The organism is Streptomyces incarnatus (assembly GCF_001027185.1).
In the GTDB taxonomy this organism is placed as follows: Bacteria; Actinomycetota; Actinomycetes; order Streptomycetales; family Streptomycetaceae; genus Streptomyces; species Streptomyces puniciscabiei.
Genome location: NZ_CP011497.1, coordinates 2,533,693 through 2,550,521, shown reverse-complemented (window position 1 = coordinate 2,550,521; position 16,829 = coordinate 2,533,693). Strand labels below are relative to the sequence as shown.

The 16,829-nt window shown below is 71.5% G+C and carries 19 protein-coding genes; 18 read left to right on the top strand and 1 reads right to left on the bottom strand.

Translation table 11 applies throughout. The annotated features are described in order from the left end of the window. Positions 1-27: 27 nt before the first annotated feature. Positions 28-1,968, top strand: coding sequence for an ATP-dependent zinc metalloprotease FtsH (ftsH, locus tag ABB07_RS11155; RefSeq protein WP_208898583.1), 1,941 nt, complete (start codon positions 28-30; stop codon positions 1,966-1,968). 138 nt (positions 1,969-2,106) lie between these two features. On the opposite strand, the gene ABB07_RS11150 is transcribed toward ftsH, so the two are convergent. Then, positions 2,107-3,102 (bottom strand): class I SAM-dependent methyltransferase, encoded by a 996-nt coding sequence (locus tag ABB07_RS11150; RefSeq protein ID WP_208898582.1) that lies wholly within the window; start codon positions 3,100-3,102, stop codon positions 2,107-2,109. 521 nt (positions 3,103-3,623) lie between these two features. Between ABB07_RS11150 and ABB07_RS11145 the strand changes: the two genes are divergently transcribed. The 17 genes from ABB07_RS11145 (at position 3,624) to ABB07_RS11065 (ending at position 16,808) form a co-directional block, all read left to right on the top strand. Continuing rightward, a complete protein-coding gene (locus tag ABB07_RS11145) occupies positions 3,624-4,220 on the top strand; it encodes a hypothetical protein (protein ID WP_055704355.1) in 597 nt (198 codons plus the stop codon). Positions 4,221-4,561: 341 nt separating this feature from the next. Beyond that, positions 4,562-4,981, top strand: a complete 420-nt coding sequence (gene rpsP, locus ABB07_RS11140) for a 30S ribosomal protein S16 (RefSeq protein ID WP_208898581.1) — start codon at positions 4,562-4,564, stop codon at positions 4,979-4,981. 5 nt (positions 4,982-4,986) lie between these two features. After that, the gene (locus ABB07_RS11135; RefSeq protein ID WP_003973401.1) at positions 4,987-5,226 is read left to right on the top strand and encodes an RNA-binding protein; all 240 of its coding nucleotides are present in this window, start codon (positions 4,987-4,989) and stop codon (positions 5,224-5,226) included. 82 nt (positions 5,227-5,308) lie between these two features. Next, positions 5,309-5,896, top strand: coding sequence for a ribosome maturation factor RimM (gene rimM, locus ABB07_RS11130; protein WP_208898580.1), 588 nt, complete (start codon positions 5,309-5,311; stop codon positions 5,894-5,896). Further along, complete coding sequence (gene trmD, locus ABB07_RS11125; RefSeq protein WP_208898579.1) at positions 5,896-6,729, top strand: tRNA (guanosine(37)-N1)-methyltransferase TrmD; 834 nt, start codon at positions 5,896-5,898, stop codon at positions 6,727-6,729. The genes rimM and trmD overlap by 1 nt, the downstream gene beginning before the upstream one ends. Positions 6,730-6,864: 135 nt before the next feature. Next, a complete protein-coding gene (gene rplS / locus ABB07_RS11120) occupies positions 6,865-7,215 on the top strand; it encodes a 50S ribosomal protein L19 (RefSeq protein ID WP_055704359.1) in 351 nt (116 codons plus the stop codon). A 63-nt stretch (positions 7,216-7,278) separates the two neighbouring features. Further along, on the top strand, positions 7,279-7,974 hold the full coding sequence (gene lepB, locus ABB07_RS11115; protein ID WP_208898578.1) for a signal peptidase I: 696 nt from the start codon (positions 7,279-7,281) through the stop codon (positions 7,972-7,974). After that, positions 7,967-9,058 (top strand): signal peptidase I, encoded by a 1,092-nt coding sequence (lepB, locus tag ABB07_RS11110; RefSeq protein ID WP_208898577.1) that lies wholly within the window; start codon positions 7,967-7,969, stop codon positions 9,056-9,058. Before lepB (ABB07_RS11115) ends, lepB (ABB07_RS11110) begins: the two co-directional genes overlap by 8 nt. Beyond that, the gene (lepB, locus tag ABB07_RS11105; protein WP_208898576.1) at positions 8,946-9,926 is read left to right on the top strand and encodes a signal peptidase I; all 981 of its coding nucleotides are present in this window, start codon (positions 8,946-8,948) and stop codon (positions 9,924-9,926) included. Before lepB (ABB07_RS11110) ends, lepB (ABB07_RS11105) begins: the two co-directional genes overlap by 113 nt. A gap of 159 nt (positions 9,927-10,085) precedes the next feature. Continuing rightward, positions 10,086-10,820, top strand: a complete 735-nt coding sequence (gene lepB, locus ABB07_RS11100; protein WP_208898575.1) for a signal peptidase I — start codon at positions 10,086-10,088, stop codon at positions 10,818-10,820. Beyond that, on the top strand, positions 10,810-11,334 hold the full coding sequence (locus ABB07_RS11095; RefSeq protein ID WP_208898574.1) for an NUDIX hydrolase: 525 nt from the start codon (positions 10,810-10,812) through the stop codon (positions 11,332-11,334). Before lepB (ABB07_RS11100) ends, ABB07_RS11095 begins: the two co-directional genes overlap by 11 nt. 56 nt (positions 11,335-11,390) lie before the next feature. Continuing rightward, the gene (locus ABB07_RS11090; protein ID WP_003965949.1) at positions 11,391-11,699 is read left to right on the top strand and encodes a DUF2469 domain-containing protein; all 309 of its coding nucleotides are present in this window, start codon (positions 11,391-11,393) and stop codon (positions 11,697-11,699) included. 81 nt (positions 11,700-11,780) lie between these two features. Further along, on the top strand, positions 11,781-12,176 hold the full coding sequence (locus tag ABB07_RS11085; protein ID WP_208898573.1) for a YraN family protein: 396 nt from the start codon (positions 11,781-11,783) through the stop codon (positions 12,174-12,176). Further along, a complete protein-coding gene (locus ABB07_RS11080; RefSeq protein WP_208898572.1) occupies positions 12,177-13,802 on the top strand; it encodes a YifB family Mg chelatase-like AAA ATPase in 1,626 nt (541 codons plus the stop codon). It begins immediately after the preceding gene. Further along, entirely contained in the window at positions 13,799-14,959 is a 1,161-nt protein-coding gene (gene dprA / locus ABB07_RS11075) for a DNA-processing protein DprA (RefSeq protein WP_208898571.1), read from the top strand. Before ABB07_RS11080 ends, dprA begins: the two co-directional genes overlap by 4 nt. A 321-nt stretch (positions 14,960-15,280) precedes the next feature. Further along, on the top strand, positions 15,281-16,123 hold the full coding sequence (gene whiG / locus ABB07_RS11070) for an RNA polymerase sigma factor WhiG (protein ID WP_023546455.1): 843 nt from the start codon (positions 15,281-15,283) through the stop codon (positions 16,121-16,123). Positions 16,124-16,250: 127 nt separating this feature from the next. Continuing rightward, positions 16,251-16,808 carry a TetR/AcrR family transcriptional regulator gene (locus ABB07_RS11065; RefSeq protein WP_208903387.1) on the top strand — a complete coding sequence of 186 codons (558 nt, stop codon included), beginning with the start codon at positions 16,251-16,253 and terminating at the stop codon, positions 16,806-16,808. The last annotated feature ends 21 nt before the right edge of the window (positions 16,809-16,829 follow it).

Genomic DNA, 16,829 nt, shown 5'->3' with positions numbered 1-16,829 from the left:
GTCCGCCATATGCCGTAACGTCCAGATATGAGCGATGCGGCGCCCCCACGCAAAGCCCCGGACCAGCCGTGGCGCACCGAGGGCACCCCCGACGAGTCGCCGCGGCGATCCGGCGGCGGAAGGATCCGCGGCGGAAAGTGGTGGGGGCTGCTCGTCACCGCGGTGATCGTCTTTCTCCTGGCCTATGTCGGACTGAACTATCTCGGCCAGGGCAACGAGCCGACGATCTCGTACACGGAGTTCAGCAGACAGGTCGCCGCCGGCAACGTCACCAAGATCTACTCCAAGGGTGACGCGATCCAGGGCCAGCTCAGGAGCGCGCGGGCCAATCCCGAGGGCGGCGGGAACTACACCAGGTTCAAGACCCAGCGCCCGGCCTTCGCCGACGACCGGCTGTGGCACAACCTGACCGCCCACGGCGTCACCGTGACGGCACGGCCGGTCGTGCAGGAGCGCAGCCTGTGGTCCAACGTGCTGATGTCCCTGATCCCGATCGCGGTGCTGGTCGTCGTGTGGCTCATCGTCGCGCGGCGGCTCGGCGGGGCCCTGCCCGGCGCGGGCGGCCTGTTCGGCCGCCGGGCGCCGCCCAAACCCGTCGGGCTGCGGCCCGGCCACGAGCGCACCACCTTCCTGGACGTGGCCGGCATCGACGAGGTCAAGGGCGAACTGGACGACGTCGTCGACTTCCTGGAGCACCCCGACGTCTACCGCCGGATGGGCGCGAAGCTGCCGCGCGGCGTGCTGCTCGCCGGCCCGCCCGGCACCGGCAAGACCCTGCTCGCACGCGCCGTCGCGGGCGAGGCCGGCGTGCCGTTCTTCTCCGCCTCGGCGTCCGAGTTCATCGAGATGATCGTCGGCGTCGGCGCCTCCCGCGTCCGCGAACTGTTCGCCGAGGCCCGGAAGGTGGCGCCGTCGATCATCTTCATCGACGAGATCGACACCATCGGCCGGGCCCGGGCCGGCGGTGCCTCCATGAGCGGGCACGACGAGCGCGAGCAGACGCTGAACCAGATCCTCACGGAGATGGACGGCTTCTCGGGCTCGGAGGGCGTGATCGTCATCGCCGCGACCAACCGCGCGGACATCCTGGACCCGGCCCTGACCCGCCCCGGCCGCTTCGACCGGGTGGTCAACGTGGCCCCGCCGGACCGCGCCGGGCGCGAGTCGATCCTGCGCATCCACACCCGGGACATCCCGCTCTCCGGTGACGTGGACCTGGCCCAGATGGCGCGTGTCACCCCCGGTATGACGGGTGCGGATCTGGCCAATCTCGCCAACGAGGCCGCTCTGCTCGCGGTCAAGCGCAAGCAGGAACAGGTGACCGCCGCCGACATGTCCGAGGCGCTGGAGAAGGTCCAGCTGGGGGCCGAGCGCACCCTCGTGATGCCCGAGGAGGACCGCCGGCGCACCGCCTACCACGAGAGCGGCCACGCCCTGCTCGGCATGCTGCAGCCCGGCGCCGACCCCGTCCGCAAGATCACCATCGTGCCGCGCGGCCGGGCGCTCGGGGTGACCATGTCCACGCCCGAGGTGGAGCGGTACGCCCACTCGGAGGAGTACCTGCGCGGCCGCATCATCGGCGCCCTGGGCGGGATGGCGGCGGAGGACGTCGTCTACGGAGTCGTCACCACGGGCGCGGAGAACGACCTCGAACAGGTCACCAACATCGCGCGCGGGATGGTCGCCCGGTGGGGCATGAGCGAGCGCGTCGGCCGCCTGTCCGCCCTCCCGAGCGACGCCCAGCAGGCCTACGGGCTCTCCGCCGCCCCGCAGACCCTCGACGTGATCGACACCGAGATGCGGCGGATCGTCGACGCGTGCTACGAGGAGGCCTGCGCCAAACTCCGCGACCACCGCGACCAGTTGGACGCCCTCGCCCTCGCCCTGCTGGACCAGGAGACGCTGGAGGAGGCGGACGCGTACCGCATCGCCGGGATCCCACGCCTGACCAAGGACGGCGACGCCTAGGTCCTGGCGTCCAGGTCCTGTCGTCAGACTCCCGCCGTCCGCCCGGAGGACGCGCCGCGCGGCTGGGGGAGTGCCGGTCCTGGCCCTCGTACCGGACGTACTTGGGCTCGGGCCCGGTGCGGCGGGAGTACGTGCCGTCTAGGGCACGCGGGCGACCAGGTAGCGGAAGACGTTCGGCATCCACACGGTGCCGTCCGGGCGCCGGTGGGGGTGCAGGGACTCCGTGAGCTCCTTGTCGACCTGCTTGGCGTCCGTCGCCGTGATCGCCGCGTCGAACAGGCCGGTCGACAGCAGGCCCCGTACGGCGCTGTCCATGTCGGCGTACCCGAACGGGCAGGCCACCCGCCCCGAGCCGTCGGGCTTCAGCCCCGCCCGCTGGGCGACCTCCTCCAGGTCGTCCCGCCGGGCGGGCCGCCAACTGCGCGCGCTGCGCAGGGGATCGGCCAGTTTCGTCGCCACCCGCAGCACCGCGGAGGTGGCGCAGCGCTCCGGCGGCCCCCACCCGGCCAGCACCACGGCGGCCCCGCGCGCGGCCAGCGGCAGCGCGTCCGCCAGCAGCTCACCGAGCCCCTCGGAGTCGCCCGCGAGGCACCCGATCGGCTCGAAGACGGTCACCAGGGTGTAGGCGGCGGTCTCCGCCCCGGCCACGTCCTGGGGCGAGCCCGCGACGAGCCGCACGGCACGCGCGCGTGTACGGCCGCTCGGGCCCTGCGCTCCGGTCCGGCCGGCACCAGCCGCGCTGCCTCCGGGCGCAGCGCGCCTGCCGGGGCCGTCCGACGCGCCGCGGGCCCCGCCGGGCTGCCCGGGCCGGCCCAGGGCGCTCCCGTCGGCGCGGCGTGCGGCGTCCGGCAGCAGGCGTTCGCGGGCCAGGGCGAGCCGTTCGGGGGAGGCGGCGTCGACACCGGTGACGTCGGCGCCTCTGCCGGACGCCAGCAGCAGCGCGAGCCCGGCGCCGCAGCGCAGGCCCAGCAGCCGGGTGGCAGGGCCCACTTCCAGTCGTTCGTAGACGGCTTCGTAGAGCGGCACCAGCATCCGCTCCTGGATCTCGGACCAGTCACGCGCGCGTGCGCACAGGTCCACGCCGGGTGCGGAACCCGCGTGAGGCACGTGCGGTCGCACGAGCGTAGGTGTCATAGGTAAGCGCCCCAATCCGCCGACAGTTCGCCGCTGTGCCCGGTTGCGTGGCCCCCGTGCCGTGCGCGCGCACTTCCCACGTATGCCAGGTAACTCCCGGCTCGCTGCCCCGTCCAGGGGTCGTGGGCCCCCGCTTGGGGCCCTGGAGCGGGTGTGGCGAGATTTCACATCCCGGCAATCTGGAGGGCCGTACGGTGTCCGCTCCGGGGAAACCGGCCGGTGCCGGGGCCGGACGGCGTGCAGTAACGCCACGCGCGTCACGGACGCTGACCGGAGTGAGGCTTCACGACGAGAGCGACCGAAACGCCTCTTGCGCAACCGGCGGCCACACCCGTAGAGGGGTCTACCCCCTGGGTCGTACGGCGGACTACGCACCAGCTTGGTAGGAGCTGTGCGGCTTCTCCGCAGATCAGCGCACCCGCCCTCGTCCGGACGCATCAGCGGCAACTGACGGGTACGTGCAAATTATTTGAGATGCCCCGGAATAGGAACACATTCGAGCTCCCGCTCGTTGTCATTACGTGAGCACGACACAGACACCACCTGTACTCGCCGCAGAGCTGGCGCAGGCGTGGGCCGACATTCAGCGGTACCACCCCGAGCTGCCGGACCTTGCCGCGCCAGAGTCCCTGATCGGAGAGTCGTCGTCCGCCTGCGGACACGAGCTCTCCTTCGAGCGACTGCTCCATGAGGCAGTCCACGGCATCGCCGCCGCCCGCGGGATCCGCGACACCTCCCGCGCCGGCCGCTACCACAACCGCCGCTTCCTCGCGATCGCCGAGGAGCTGGGCCTCGACCACCCCGAGGAGCCGCACCCGAGCAGCGGTTTCTCCCTGGTCACGCTCAACCCCGAGGCCAAGCGGCGCTACCGCCCGACGATCGAGCGGCTGCAGCGCGCCCTGAAGGCGCACACGGCGGCGACCTCCTCGGACACCACCCGCAGCTTCCGCGGCCCGGCCGCCCGGCACGGCTCCTCCGGGGGCGGGGTGCGGGTCAAGGCGGTCTGCGACTGCGGCCGCAACGTCCGCGTGGTCCCCTCGGTCCTCGCCCAGGCCCCCATCGTCTGCGGCGGCTGCGGCAAGCCGTTTCGGATCCCGGAGGTCGCGGGAGCGGCGTGACGCGCCAGGCCACGGAGTACCGGCATCTCGTGGGTGCCGGTTGCGGGCCGGGCGATGTGGGGGTGCCGCCGGACCCCGCGGCGGCACCTCGTCACGCCGAGCAGCGCACCCGACGTACGGTCACCTCCACGCCGGGTGCCTCACAGGCATGCCCAGCCGCAGCTCACCCACCCTCGGCCAAAAGCGACCCGCAGGGTATGGCACAATGGCTAGCTGTACTCGACAGCCGCACAGGACCCCTCTCTCCTCCGGCTGACGCGTCCATCGGGCACTCGGGTACCGCAACCCCACGCGGCAGCTCGCCGTGCCCAACCACGTCAAATCCAGGAGAACCCACTCCCGTGGCAGTCAAGATCAAGCTGAAGCGTCTGGGCAAGATCCGTTCGCCTCACTACCGCATCGTCGTCGCCGACTCCCGTACCCGCCGTGACGGCCGGGCCATCGAGGAGATCGGCAAGTACCACCCGACCTACAACCCGTCGGTCATCGAGGTGGACGCCGAGCGTGTGGCGTACTGGCTGGGTGTCGGCGCGCAGCCGACCGAGCCGGTTCTCGCCATCCTCAAGAAGACCGGCGACTGGCAGAAGTTCAAGGGCGAGCCGGCCCCCGCGCCGCTGCTCACCGCCGAGCCGAAGCCGGCCCGTCCGTCGTTCGAGGCGCTCGGCGGTGACGACGAGGGCAAGGGTGAGGCGATCACCCAGAAGAAGAAGGCTGAGAAGAAGGACGAGGCGGCCGCCGAGTCCGAGTCGACCGAGGCCTGAGCAGCATGCTCGAAGAGGCGCTTGAGCACCTCGTGAAGGGCATCGTCGACAACCCTGACGATGTGCAGGTCGCCTCGCGCAACCTGCGCCGCGGACGCGTGCTCGAGGTCCGGGTCCACCCGGACGACCTCGGCAAGGTGATCGGCCGCAACGGCCGCACCGCGCGCGCTCTGCGCACCGTCGTGGGCGCCATCGGCGGTCGCGGTGTCCGCGTCGACCTCGTCGACGTGGACCACGTCCGCTGACGCTTCAAAGCAACCGGCTCGGGCCGGGGAGGGCCACTGGGCCGTCCCCGGCCCGCAGTCGTATGACAGGAGATCACGCACAGTGCAGCTGGTAGTCGCACGGATCGGCCGCGCCCACGGCATCAAGGGCGAGGTCACCGTGGAGGTACGTACCGACGAGCCGGAGCTGAGGCTCGCCCCGGGCGCCGTCCTGGCCACCGAGCCGGCCTCCGCCGGACCGCTCACCATCGCCACCGGCCGCGTCCACAGCGGCCGTCTCCTCCTGCGCTTCGAGGGCGTCGCCGACCGCAACGCGGCCGAGGCCCTGCGCAACACCCTCCTGATCGCCGAGGTCGATCCGGAGGAACTGCCCGAGGGCGAGGACGAGTACTACGACCACCAGCTCATCGACCTCGACGTGGTCACCGAGGACGGGGTGGAGGTCGGCCGGATCACCGAGATCTCGCACCTGCCCTCCCAGGACCTGTTCATCGTCGAGCGCCCCGACGGCAGCGAGGTGATGGTCCCGTTCGTGGAGGAGATCGTCACCGAGATCGACCTGGAGGAGCAGAAGGCGGTCATCGCCCCGCCGCCGGGCCTGATCGACGACCGCGCCGAGATCGCGTCCTCCCGCGACACGGGGGACGAGGCGGGGGACGGGACCGGGGACGAGACCGGGGAAGAGTCGTAATGCGCCTCGACGTCGTCACGATCTTCCCCGAGTACCTGGAGCCCCTGAACGTCTCCCTCGTCGGCAAGGCACGCGCGCGTGGACAGCTCGACGTACACGTCCACGATCTGCGCTCGTGGACGTACGACCGCCACAACACCGTCGACGACACCCCGTACGGCGGCGGCCCCGGCATGGTCATGAAGACCGGGCCCTGGGGCGACGCCCTGGACACGGTCCTCGCCGACGGCTACGAGACCGGCGCCACGGCCCCCGCGCTGATCGTGCCCACGCCCAGCGGCCGCCCCTTCACCCAGGAACTGGCCGTGGAGCTCTCCGAGCGCCCGTGGCTGATCTTCACGCCGGCCCGCTACGAGGGCATCGACCGGCGCGTGATGGACGAGTACGCCACGCGCATACCGGTGTACGAGGTCTCCATCGGCGACTACGTCCTGGCCGGCGGCGAGGCGGCCGTCCTGGTCATCACGGAGGCCGTCGCCCGGCTGCTGCCCGGTGTCCTGGGCAACGCCGAGTCCCACCGCGACGACTCCTTCGCGCCCGGCGCGATGGCGAGCCTCCTGGAAGGCCCCGTCTACACCAAGCCGCCCGTCTGGCGCGGACGGGACATCCCGGACGTGCTGCTCAGCGGCCACCACGGCAGGATCGCCCGCTGGCGCCGGGACGAGGCCCTCAGGCGTACGACCGCCAACCGGCCCGACCTGATCGAGCGCTGCGACCCCAAGGCCTTCGACAAGAAGGACCGCGAGATGCTCTCCATCCTGGGCTGGGAACCGGACCCCGAAGGCCACCCGTACGGCCGATTTTGGCGGCGGGCCGAGGGCATGGAAGAATAGACCGCTGTTGTGCGCCCGTCCGGCGTGCGCCCCTGCCACAGGGGGACACGACGCTCGCCCCGACCCGCACACGGCTTCGTGCAAACACCTAGTTTCCGTTGATGACCTGTGGCATCAGCGAAGAAAGCAGACGAAATGTCTCACCTGCTCGACTCCGTCGACGCCGCGTCGCTGCGCAGCGACATCCCGGCCTTCCGTCCGGGTGACACCGTCAACGTGCACGTCCGCGTCATCGAGGGCAACCGCTCCCGTGTGCAGCAGTTCAAGGGCGTTGTGATCCGTCGCCAGGGCTCCGGTGTCCGCGAGACCTTCACGGTCCGCAAGGTCTCGTTCTCCGTCGGCGTCGAGCGCACCTTCCCGGTGCACACCCCGATCGTCGAGAAGATCGAGCTGGTCACCCGTGGTGACGTGCGCCGCGCCAAGCTGTACTACCTCCGTGACCTGCGCGGCAAGGCCGCGAAGATCAAGGAGAAGCGCGAGAGCTGAGCGCTTCCCCGGTGTCACGGCCCGCGCGAGGGCCACAGCGGAGCCGGATAGCATCTGGCTCCGATGGACACCGAAGCACAGCCGACGGAACGCGACCGCTCCTCCCACCCGGATTCACCGGGGCCGGAGGGACGGTCGCGTTTCGCGTTGGTGGCGCGGGTCGCCGACTGGCTGCCGGGCGGCCGGATCACCCTGACGCTCTTCCTCTGCCTGGTTTTTTTGCTCGTCCTCAACACTTTCGTGGTGCAACCGTTCCAGATTCCGAGCGGATCCATGGAACAGGGCTTGAGGATCGGGGACCGCGTTCTCGTAAATAAGTTGGCGTACCGTTTCGGTGCCCAGCCGCGCCGCGGCGACGTGATCGTGTTCGACGGCACGGGGTACTTCGGGAACGCCGACTACATCAAGCGCGTGGTCGGTGTGGGGGGAGACCATGTGGTCTGCTGCGACAAGCAGGGGAGGATCGAGGTGAACGGCCGCGCCGTCGACGAGTCGGCGTTCCTCTATCCCGGGGACAGCGCCTCCGGCGTGCCCTTCGACGTCGTCGTACCCGCCGGCCGCCTGTTCGTCCTCGGCGACCACCGCAGCGACTCCAGCGACTCCCGCGACCACCTCGGCTCGCCCGGTGGCGGCATGGTCCCGGTCGGCGACGTCATCGGCCGCGCCGACTGGATCCTGTGGCCGTACGACCACTTCACGCACCTGACGCGGCCCTCCGCCTACGCGCGCGTGCCCACCCCGGAGGGCGCGCATGGGTAATCGCGGCAAACCGCGCGGAGTGCCGAGCAGCCCCGCCGACAATCTGCTGCCCACCGGATCGCGCCGCACCTCCGCGCCCGGCGGCGGCCGCACGCGCGCGGAGCGGCGGAAACTCCAGCGCAAGGTCAAACGCAAGCGCCGGCGTTCAGCCGTCCGGGAGATCCCTCTTCTCGTCGGCGTGGCCGTCCTCATAGCACTCGTGCTGAAGACCTTCCTGGTCCAGGCCTTCGTGATCCCGTCCGGCTCGATGGAGCAGACGATCCGGATCGGCGACCGCGTCCTGGTCGACAAGCTCACCCCGTGGTTCGGCGCCAAGCCGCAGCGCGGGGACGTCGTCGTCTTCCACGATCCGGGCGGCTGGCTGGCCGACGAGCAGACGGCCAAGAAGCACGACCCGGTCGTCGTCAAGCAGCTCAAGGAAGGCCTCACCTTCATCGGCCTGCTGCCCTCCGACAACGAGAAGGACCTGATCAAGCGGGTCATCGGGGTCGGCGGCGACCACGTCAAGTGCTGTGACCAGCAGGGCCGGGTCACCGTCAACGGCGTACCGCTCACCGAAGGGGGTTACATCTACCCGGGTGACGCCCCGTCCGCCCAGCCCTTCGACATCACCGTCCCCCAGGGCCGGCTGTGGGTCATGGGCGACCACCGGGGCAACTCCGCGGACTCCCGTTTCCACCAGAACACCCCGTACGGCGGAACGGTGTCCGAGGAATCCGTGGTGGGCCGTGCCGTCGCCATCGGCTGGCCGATCGGCCACTGGACACGCCTTCAGGAACCTAAAACCTTCGCAAGCGTCGCCGACTCCGCGTCGGGTGCGACCGCCGGTCGCGCGCTGTCGCATAGGGTTGCCTCCGAGAATCCGAACGGAACGATCCAGCTCCCGACCCCTGCGGAACTCCCGCTCGTTATGGGAGTGGTGGGCCTGCGTCGAATGTGGGGCAGGCGGCGGCACAGAGTAAGGAGTTGGCGTGGGGGATGTGGCGGTTGGCGCACGGTCGGGGCACGACGGCGAGGAGCACCGCGGGCACCCCGTGGAAGACAACGCCCCCGTGCCGGACGGCGCCATGACCTCCGGGAATGACGCGGCGGGCGACGCGGGCACGCCGGGCGACGGGCAGCGGCCGAGGGCGGAGGGCGCGGGTGCGGGCGAGGCCGCGAACCGGCCGAAGAAGCCACGCTCCTTCTGGAAGGAGCTGCCGATCCTCGTGGTCATCGCGCTGGTGCTGGCGCTGCTGATCAAGACGTTCCTGGTGCAGGCGTTCTCGATCCCGTCCGCCTCGATGCAGAACACCCTCCAGGTGGGTGACCGTGTCCTGGTCGACAAGCTCACCCCGTGGTTCGGCTCCAAGCCCGAGCGCGGCGAGGTCGTGGTCTTCCACGACCCGGACGACTGGCTGGCGGGCGAACCGGCCCCGAGCCCGAACGCCGTGCAGAAGGTCCTCAGCTGGATCGGCCTGATGCCGTCCGCCAACGAGAAGGACCTCATCAAGCGCGTGATCGGCGTCGGCGGCGACACCGTCCAGTGCAAGGGCAGCGGCCCGCTGCTGGTCAACGGCCACGCCCTGAACGAGCCGTACGTCTACCCCGGCAACACGCCGTGCACCGACGACGAGCTGGGCGGCCAGTTCAAGGTGACGGTCCCCAAGGGCTACATCTGGGTGATGGGTGACCACCGCCAGAACTCCCGCGACTCGCGCTACAACCAGTCCGACAAGCATCACGGCATGGTCCCGGTCAGCGACGTCGTGGGCCGCGCGATCGTCAAGGCCTGGCCGATCACCCGCTGGGGCACCCTGCCGGTCCCGGACACCTTCGACCAGCCCGGCATCAACCAGCAGACCTCGGCGTCCGCCGCCCTGACGGTGGCCCCGCAGGGCGTGGCCATCGCGGCGGTGCTGCCGGTGGCGGTGTGGCGGCGCCGGCGCGCGGTGAAGTGGAAGCGTCGCTGAGGGGTCGGGCGGGCAGCGTTCCCGGGCCCCTTCCAGCCGGTCGTTCCGGCTGGGCGGGTGGGAAACGGAGCCTCCGGGCGGGGGCTGGGGCGGAGCCGCGGGAAGAGCCGACCGACGGGGGTGGGCAAGCCCAGGTACTGCCGGGTAGGGTCCGGGTCCATGAGTGGTGAGCGCAGGCAAGGGCTCGGACAGCGCCTGTCCGGAGTGGCCGTGGCACTGGGTCTGGTGCTGTTCCTCGGCGGTTTCGCCTGGGCGGCGGTGACCTACCGGCCGTACACCGTGCCCACCAGCTCCATGACGCCCACGATCGACGCCGGGGACCGGGTGCTGGCGCAGAAGGTCGACGGCGGCCAGGTCAAGCGCGGTGACGTCGTCGTCTTCGAGGACAAGAGCTGGGTCACCAACGCCAAGGTGGTCAAGCGTGTGGTCGCGGTGGGCGGCGACACCGTCTCCTGCTGCACGAACGGCAAGCTGACCGTCAACGGCAAGCAGATCGACGAGCCCTATCTGCCCAAGGGCAGCCTGGCCGAGGTCAAGAACTTCCCGACGGTGACCGTCCCCCAGGGCCGCCTGTTCCTCCTCGGTGACGAGCGGCAGGGGTCCCTGGACTCCACGGCCCACCTCACCGACGCGGCCAAGGGCACCGTCTCCCGCGACGCCGTGACCGCCCGCGTGGACGCGGTCATCTGGCCGTGGAAAGGCTCGCTGAAGCGCCCCACCGGCTTCGAGGCCCTGGGCGCCCTCTCCCAGCCCGGGCCGCTGTCCACGATCGAGCTGCTGATCGCGGCCGGTGCCGTCCTCGTCCTGGCCGGCGGCGCCTACGGCCCGATCGCGGGGCGCATGAGCCGCTCCCGCGCGCGTGCCGCCCGCCCTGAGGCGGCCGGTGTCCGCTGAGGCCACGCGGACCGGCGAGGACTCGTACAACGGCGGCCTGCGCAAGGTGGCCCGGGTGGTCCTCCTCGACCCGCGGGACCGCATACTCCTGCTGCACGGCCATGAGCCGGACGATCCGGCCGACGACTGGTGGTTCACCCCCGGCGGGGGCCTGGAGGGCGCCGAGACGCGCGAGGAGGCCGCGCTCAGGGAACTCGCCGAGGAGACCGGCATCACCGACGTCGAACTCGGCCCGGTGCTGTGGCGCCGGCTCTGCTCCTTCCCGTTCGCCGGCCGCCGCTGGGACCAGGACGAGTGGTACTACCTGGCCCGTACGACGCAGACGGCCACCGCGGCGCAGGGGCTGACGGAGCTGGAGCGGCGCAGTGTCGCCGGAGCGCGCTGGTGGACGTGTCAGGAACTGAGCCGGGCACATGAGACGGTGTATCCGACCAGACTCGCCGAGCTGCTGCGCACGCTGCTCGACGAGGGTCCCCCGGTCAGTCCTGTGACCCTCGACCCGGAAATCGTCTGAGGGCCCGTCGGACTGGCGCACAATGGGGGGATCGCACGGCTGAAGGGGAACATGCCATGAGCGCCGAGGACCTCGAGAAGTACGAGACCGAGATGGAGCTGAAGCTCTACCGGGAGTACCGAGATGTCGTCGGTCTGTTCAAATACGTGATCGAGACCGAGCGGCGTTTCTACCTCACGAACGACTACGAGATGCAGGTGCACTCGGTGCAGGGTGAGGTGTTCTTCGAGGTGTCGATGGCGGATGCCTGGGTCTGGGACATGTATCGGCCGGCCCGGTTCGTGAAGCAGGTGCGGGTTCTCACGTTCAAGGACGTGAACATCGAGGAGCTGAACAAGAGCGACCTGGAGCTTCCGGGCGGGTGATCCCGCCCCGCGCTTGTGGGTGACGGAGTTTTCCACAACCGCCGGGTTGTCCACCAAGATCAACAACTTGGGGCGGGATGCGTGACGGTTGGCGCCGGAGGTGGTGCCGACATGAGCAACGCACGCAGTGCACTCGGCAAGTACGGCGAGGACCTGGCCGCCCGGCGGCTCGCCGAGGCCGGAATGACGATCCTGGAGCGCAACTGGCGCAACGGCCGTTCCGGCGAGATCGACATCGTCGCGCGCGACGGTGACGCGCTCGTCGTCTGCGAGGTGAAGACCCGCAGGGGCGGCGACTACGAACACCCCATGGCCGCGGTGACCCCAGAGAAGGCGGCCAGGCTGCGCGAACTGGCCGAGCACTGGCTCCAGGCCCACGGCGGGGCACCGCCGGGCGGCGTCCGCATCGACCTGATCGGCGTCCTGCTGCCCCACCGCGGAGCCCCGTCCGTCGAGCACGCACGGGGGGTGGCCTGAATGGGATTCGCCCGCACCTGCTCCGTCGCCCTGGTCGGCGTGGAGGGCGTCGTCGTGGAGGTCCAGGCCGACCTGGAACCCGGCGTCGCCGCCTTCACCCTGGTGGGCCTCCCGGACAAGAGCCTGACGGAAAGCCGGGACCGGGTCCGGGCGGCGGTGGTGAACTCGGGCGGCGAGTGGCCGCAGAAGAAGCTCACCGTCGGACTCAGCCCGGCGTCGGTGCCCAAAGCCGGCTCCGGTTTCGACCTGGCCGTCGCCTGCGCCGTGCTCGGAGCCGCCGAGCGGATCGATCCGCGTGTCCTCGCGGACATCGTCATGATCGGGGAGCTGGGCCTGGACGGCCGGGTCCGACCGGTACGCGGCATTCTCCCGGCCGTCCTCGCCGCTGCCGACGCAGGCTACGAGCAAGTGGTCGTACCCGAGTGCGCCGCCGCCGAGGCCTCACTGGTCCCGGGCGTCTCCGTGCTCGGCGTCCGCAGTCTGCGACAGCTCGTCGCAGTCCTCACCGAGGAGCCCGTACCCGAGGAGGAACCCGACGAACAAGGCCGCCCCGACCCCCTCCTGGCCGGTCTGCGCGTGCCGGGCACGGGCGCGGCCACCGGCATGCACAGTCTTGGCGCCGCGCAGCACGAACACGATCACGACCTGGCGGACGTCGTGGGCCAGACCTCGGCCCGTACGGCCGTGGAGGTGGCCGCCGCCGGTGGACACCACCTGTTCCTCGAGGGTCCGCCCGGCGCGGGCAAGACGATGCTCGCCGAGCGGCTGCCCGCCGTCCTTCCCCGGCTCACCAGGGAGGAATCGCTGGAGGTGACGGCGGTGCATTCGGTGGCCGGGCTGCTGCCGCCGGGCAAGCCGCTCATCGACGTGGCCCCCTACTGCGCACCCCACCACTCGGCCACCATGCAGTCGCTGGTCGGTGGAGGCCCCGGTGTCGCACGGCCCGGGGCGGTCTCCCTCGCCCATCGCGGGGTGCTGTTCCTGGACGAGGCGCCGGAGTTCCACAGCCATACCCTGGACGCCCTGCGACAGCCGCTGGAGTCGGGCCACGTCGTGATCGCCCGCAGTGCCGGTGTCGTCCGCTTCCCGGCCCGCTTCCTCATGGTGCTGGCAGCCAACCCCTGCCCCTGTGGACGCTTCTCGCAACGCGACTCCCTGTGCGAGTGCCCGCCGTCGGCGATCCGCCGCTACCAGTCCCGGCTCTCCGGCCCGCTGCTGGACCGGGTGGACCTGCGCGTCGAGGTCGATCCGGTCACCCGGGCCGAGCTCACCGAACCGGGCGCCCGGGGCGAGTCCACGGTGACCGTGGCCGATCGGGTACGGCAGGCCCGCGAGCGCACCGCGGCCCGCTTGGCCGGAACCCCCTGGCGCACCAATAGCGAAGTCCCCGGCCGGGAACTGCGCAGTCGCTACCAGCCCGTCGCCGGCGCGATGGACGAGGCCGAGCGCAACCTCGAGCGGGGTGTGCTCACGGCCCGAGGCATCGACCGGGTCCTGCGCGTCGCCTGGACCGTCGCCGATCTGGTCGGACACGACCGACCGGACGCCACCGACGTCGCCCTGGCCCTGCAACTGCGCACCGGAGTACCGCGAGGGGTGCCGATGGCCATCGGGGCGCTGACATGACCGCGGTCGAGAACCCCGGAGAAGAGCTGCTCGGGCGGGTCTTTCTCTGTCGGGTGATCGAGCCGGGGGATGAGGTCGGGGGGCGGTGGGTTCGGGAGTTCGGGGTGGGGGAGGTGGTGCGGCGGTTGAAGGAGGGGGCGCCGGGGCTGCCGGGGGTGAGTGAGGTGCGATGGGGCGGGCTGGTCGCTCGGGCCCGGCGGGCCGCGCCGGAGCGGGATCTCGCCGTGGCCGCGGAGGCCGGGGCGCGGTTCGTGGTGCCCGGGGCTGCCGAGTGGCCCGGACAGCTCGATGACCTGGGGGACGCCCGGCCGATCGGACTGTGGGTGCGCGGGCGGCCCAGCCTGCGCATGTGGGCGCTGCGGTCCGTGGCCGTGGTCGGCGCCCGGGCCTGCACCGAGTACGGCACCCACGTCGCCGCCACCCTCGCCGGAGGCCTCGCAGAGCGGGGCTGGGTGGTGGTCTCGGGCGGCGCGTACGGCATCGACGGCGCCGCCCACCGAGGCGCCCTCGCCGCCCGCGGAGCCACCGTCGCCGTCCTGGCCTGCGGCGTCGACCGGCCGTACCCGCGCGGCCACGCCGCCCTGATCGGCCGGATCGCGGAACAGGGACTGGTGGTGGGCGAGTTGCCCCCGGGTGACCATCCGACGCCCAGCCGGTTCATCCTCCGCAACCGCGTCATCGCCGCGCTGACCAGGGGCACCGTCGTCGTGGAGGCCGCCTGCCGCAGCGGCTCGCTGGCCACCGCCCGGGCGGCCGGGCGCCTCGGCCGGTTCACCATGGGCGTCCCCGGCCCCGTCACCAGCGCCCTCTCCGCCGGCGTGCACGAACTGCTCCGCTCGGAGGCGACCCTCGTCACCGACGCCGCGGAAGTCGTCGAACTGGTCGGTGACATGGGAGAACTCGCGCCGGCCCGGCGAGGCCCGGTGCTCCCGCGCGACCTCCTGGAACCCGCCGCACGGGCCGTGCTCGCCGCCCTGCCGGGCCACCGCGCGGCCGGCGTCGAGGAGATCGCGCTCGGCACGCCGACCACCCGGGACGAGGCGATCGCGAAACTGTACGAACTCCGAGCACTTGGGTACGTCGAACGACATGGCGACGGCTGGAAGTTGACACGCCAGGCGGTGATGTCGGTCCGTAGCGGTCACCGTCCGTGCTGACCGAGCGTGTTCGGCCGTCCGGGGGAACCTCCGACGCCCTTGAGGTTTCCAGGAGTTGACGCTCCGGCCGGTCACGCAGAGCGAGCCGCGAAACCCGCGCGCGGGGCCGGTGGAAGCGCCCCGCGCACGGGTGGAGCCTCCTTGTTCGCACACCGCGACACCTCAGTCACGCTACGCTCACGAAGGCGCCCCCACAGAACGCGCCAACTCGACACCAGACCGACAGCTCACCCAGGCAGCCCACATCGCCCCACCAACCCCACCACCTACCACTTCACAGCGATTCACAGCACTTCACGGCAGAACGGCACAAGGCGACGAATGCCCCAGCACACCTCCGGGTCCGACCGGGCGGCGATCCCCCCAGCCGCCCGCGACGGTGGCAGCGAGCGGCCGCCGGCTCCCTCGACGCTCGACGAGCTGTGGCGGTCGTACAAGGCGACGGGGGACGACCGGCTGCGGGAGCAGCTGATCCTGCATTACTCGCCGCTCGTGAAGTACGTGGCCGGCCGGGTGAGCGTCGGCCTGCCGCCCAACGTCGAGCAGGCCGACTTCGTCTCCTCCGGCGTCTTCGGGCTGATCGACGCGATCGAGAAGTTCGACATCGACCGGGAGATCAAGTTCGAGACGTACGCGATCACCCGGATCCGGGGCGCGATGATCGACGAGCTGCGGGCGCTGGACTGGATCCCGCGGTCGGTGCGGCAGAAGGCGCGGAACGTTGAGCGGGCGTACGCCACCCTGGAGGCGCGGCTGCGGCGCACCCCGAGCGAGGGCGAGGTCGCCGCCGAGCTCGGCATGGAGGTCGACGAACTCCACGCCGTGTTCAGCCAGTTGTCGCTGGCCAACGTGGTCGCCCTGGAGGAGCTGCTGCACGTCGGCAGCGAGGGCGGGGACCGGCTCAGCCTCATGGACACGCTGGAGGACACCGCCGCGGACAACCCCGTGGAGGTCGCCGAGGACCGGGAGCTGCGCCGCTTCCTGGCGCGGGCGATCAACACGCTGCCCGAGCGCGAGAAGACCGTGGTCACCCTCTACTACTACGAGGGGCTCACCCTCGCCGAGATCGGCAACGTCCTCGGGGTCACCGAGAGCCGGGTCAGCCAGATCCACACCAAGTCGGTGCTGCAGCTGCGGGCCAAGCTGGCGAGCTTCGGGCGGTGACCGCCCAGGTCCGGGCGCCCGGATCGGTGGTTCGGGTGGTGCGGCCGGCGCCATGGGGGCAAGCGGCTCCCCTTCGGGTGGGGGCGTCCGTAAAGTGGTTGACGTGCCAAGGATTCGAGCGGCCTCCGTGGCCGAGCACCGGTCGATGCAGCGAGCCGCCCTGCTGGACGCGGCCCGGTCGTTGCTGTCCGAGGGCGGGACGGAAGCGCTGACGTTTCCCGCGCTGGCCGAGCGGACCGGGCTGGCGCGGTCGTCCGTGTACGAGTACTTCCGGTCGCGGGCCGCGGTGGTCGAGGAGCTGTGTGCGGTCGACTTCCCGCTGTGGGCGGCGGAGGTGGCGGCCGCGATGGAGCGGGCCGAGACCGCCGAGGGCAAGGTCGAGGCGTATGTGCGGCAGCAGCTGGCGCTGGTCGGGGACCGGCGGCACCGGGCGGTCGTCGCCATCTCCGCGAGCGAGCTGGACGCCGGGGCGAGGGAGAAGATCCGGGCGGCGCACGGCGGCCTCGTCGCGATGATCGCCGAGGCGCTCGCAGAGATGGGGCATGCGCAGCCTCGGCTGGCGGCGATGCTGCTGCAGGGGGTGGTGGACGCGGCGGTCCGTCGTATCGAACTCGGCGCGGCGGAGGATCCCGCGGTCGTGACGGACGCGGCGGTGGCCATGGCGCTGCGGGGCGTGAAGGGCTGACACCGGCTGCCGCTGGGCGTG

Coding starts and splice junctions, on each gene's coding strand:
- whiG (WP_023546455.1), top strand. CDS start 15,281: ATGCCCCAGCACACCTCCGGGTCCGACCGGGCGGCGATCCCCCCAGCC.
- rplS (WP_055704359.1), top strand. CDS start 6,865: ATGTCTCACCTGCTCGACTCCGTCGACGCCGCGTCGCTGCGCAGCGAC.
- lepB (WP_208898577.1), top strand. CDS start 7,967: ATGGGTAATCGCGGCAAACCGCGCGGAGTGCCGAGCAGCCCCGCCGAC.
- ABB07_RS11090 (WP_003965949.1), top strand. CDS start 11,391: ATGAGCGCCGAGGACCTCGAGAAGTACGAGACCGAGATGGAGCTGAAG.
- ftsH (WP_208898583.1), top strand. CDS start 28: ATGAGCGATGCGGCGCCCCCACGCAAAGCCCCGGACCAGCCGTGGCGC.
- dprA (WP_208898571.1), top strand. CDS start 13,799: ATGACCGCGGTCGAGAACCCCGGAGAAGAGCTGCTCGGGCGGGTCTTT.
- ABB07_RS11080 (WP_208898572.1), top strand. CDS start 12,177: ATGGGATTCGCCCGCACCTGCTCCGTCGCCCTGGTCGGCGTGGAGGGC.
- ABB07_RS11150 (WP_208898582.1), bottom strand. CDS start 3,102: ATGACACCTACGCTCGTGCGACCGCACGTGCCTCACGCGGGTTCCGCA.
- lepB (WP_208898578.1), top strand. CDS start 7,279: ATGGACACCGAAGCACAGCCGACGGAACGCGACCGCTCCTCCCACCCG.
- trmD (WP_208898579.1), top strand. CDS start 5,896: ATGCGCCTCGACGTCGTCACGATCTTCCCCGAGTACCTGGAGCCCCTG.
- lepB (WP_208898575.1), top strand. CDS start 10,086: ATGAGTGGTGAGCGCAGGCAAGGGCTCGGACAGCGCCTGTCCGGAGTG.
- ABB07_RS11135 (WP_003973401.1), top strand. CDS start 4,987: ATGCTCGAAGAGGCGCTTGAGCACCTCGTGAAGGGCATCGTCGACAAC.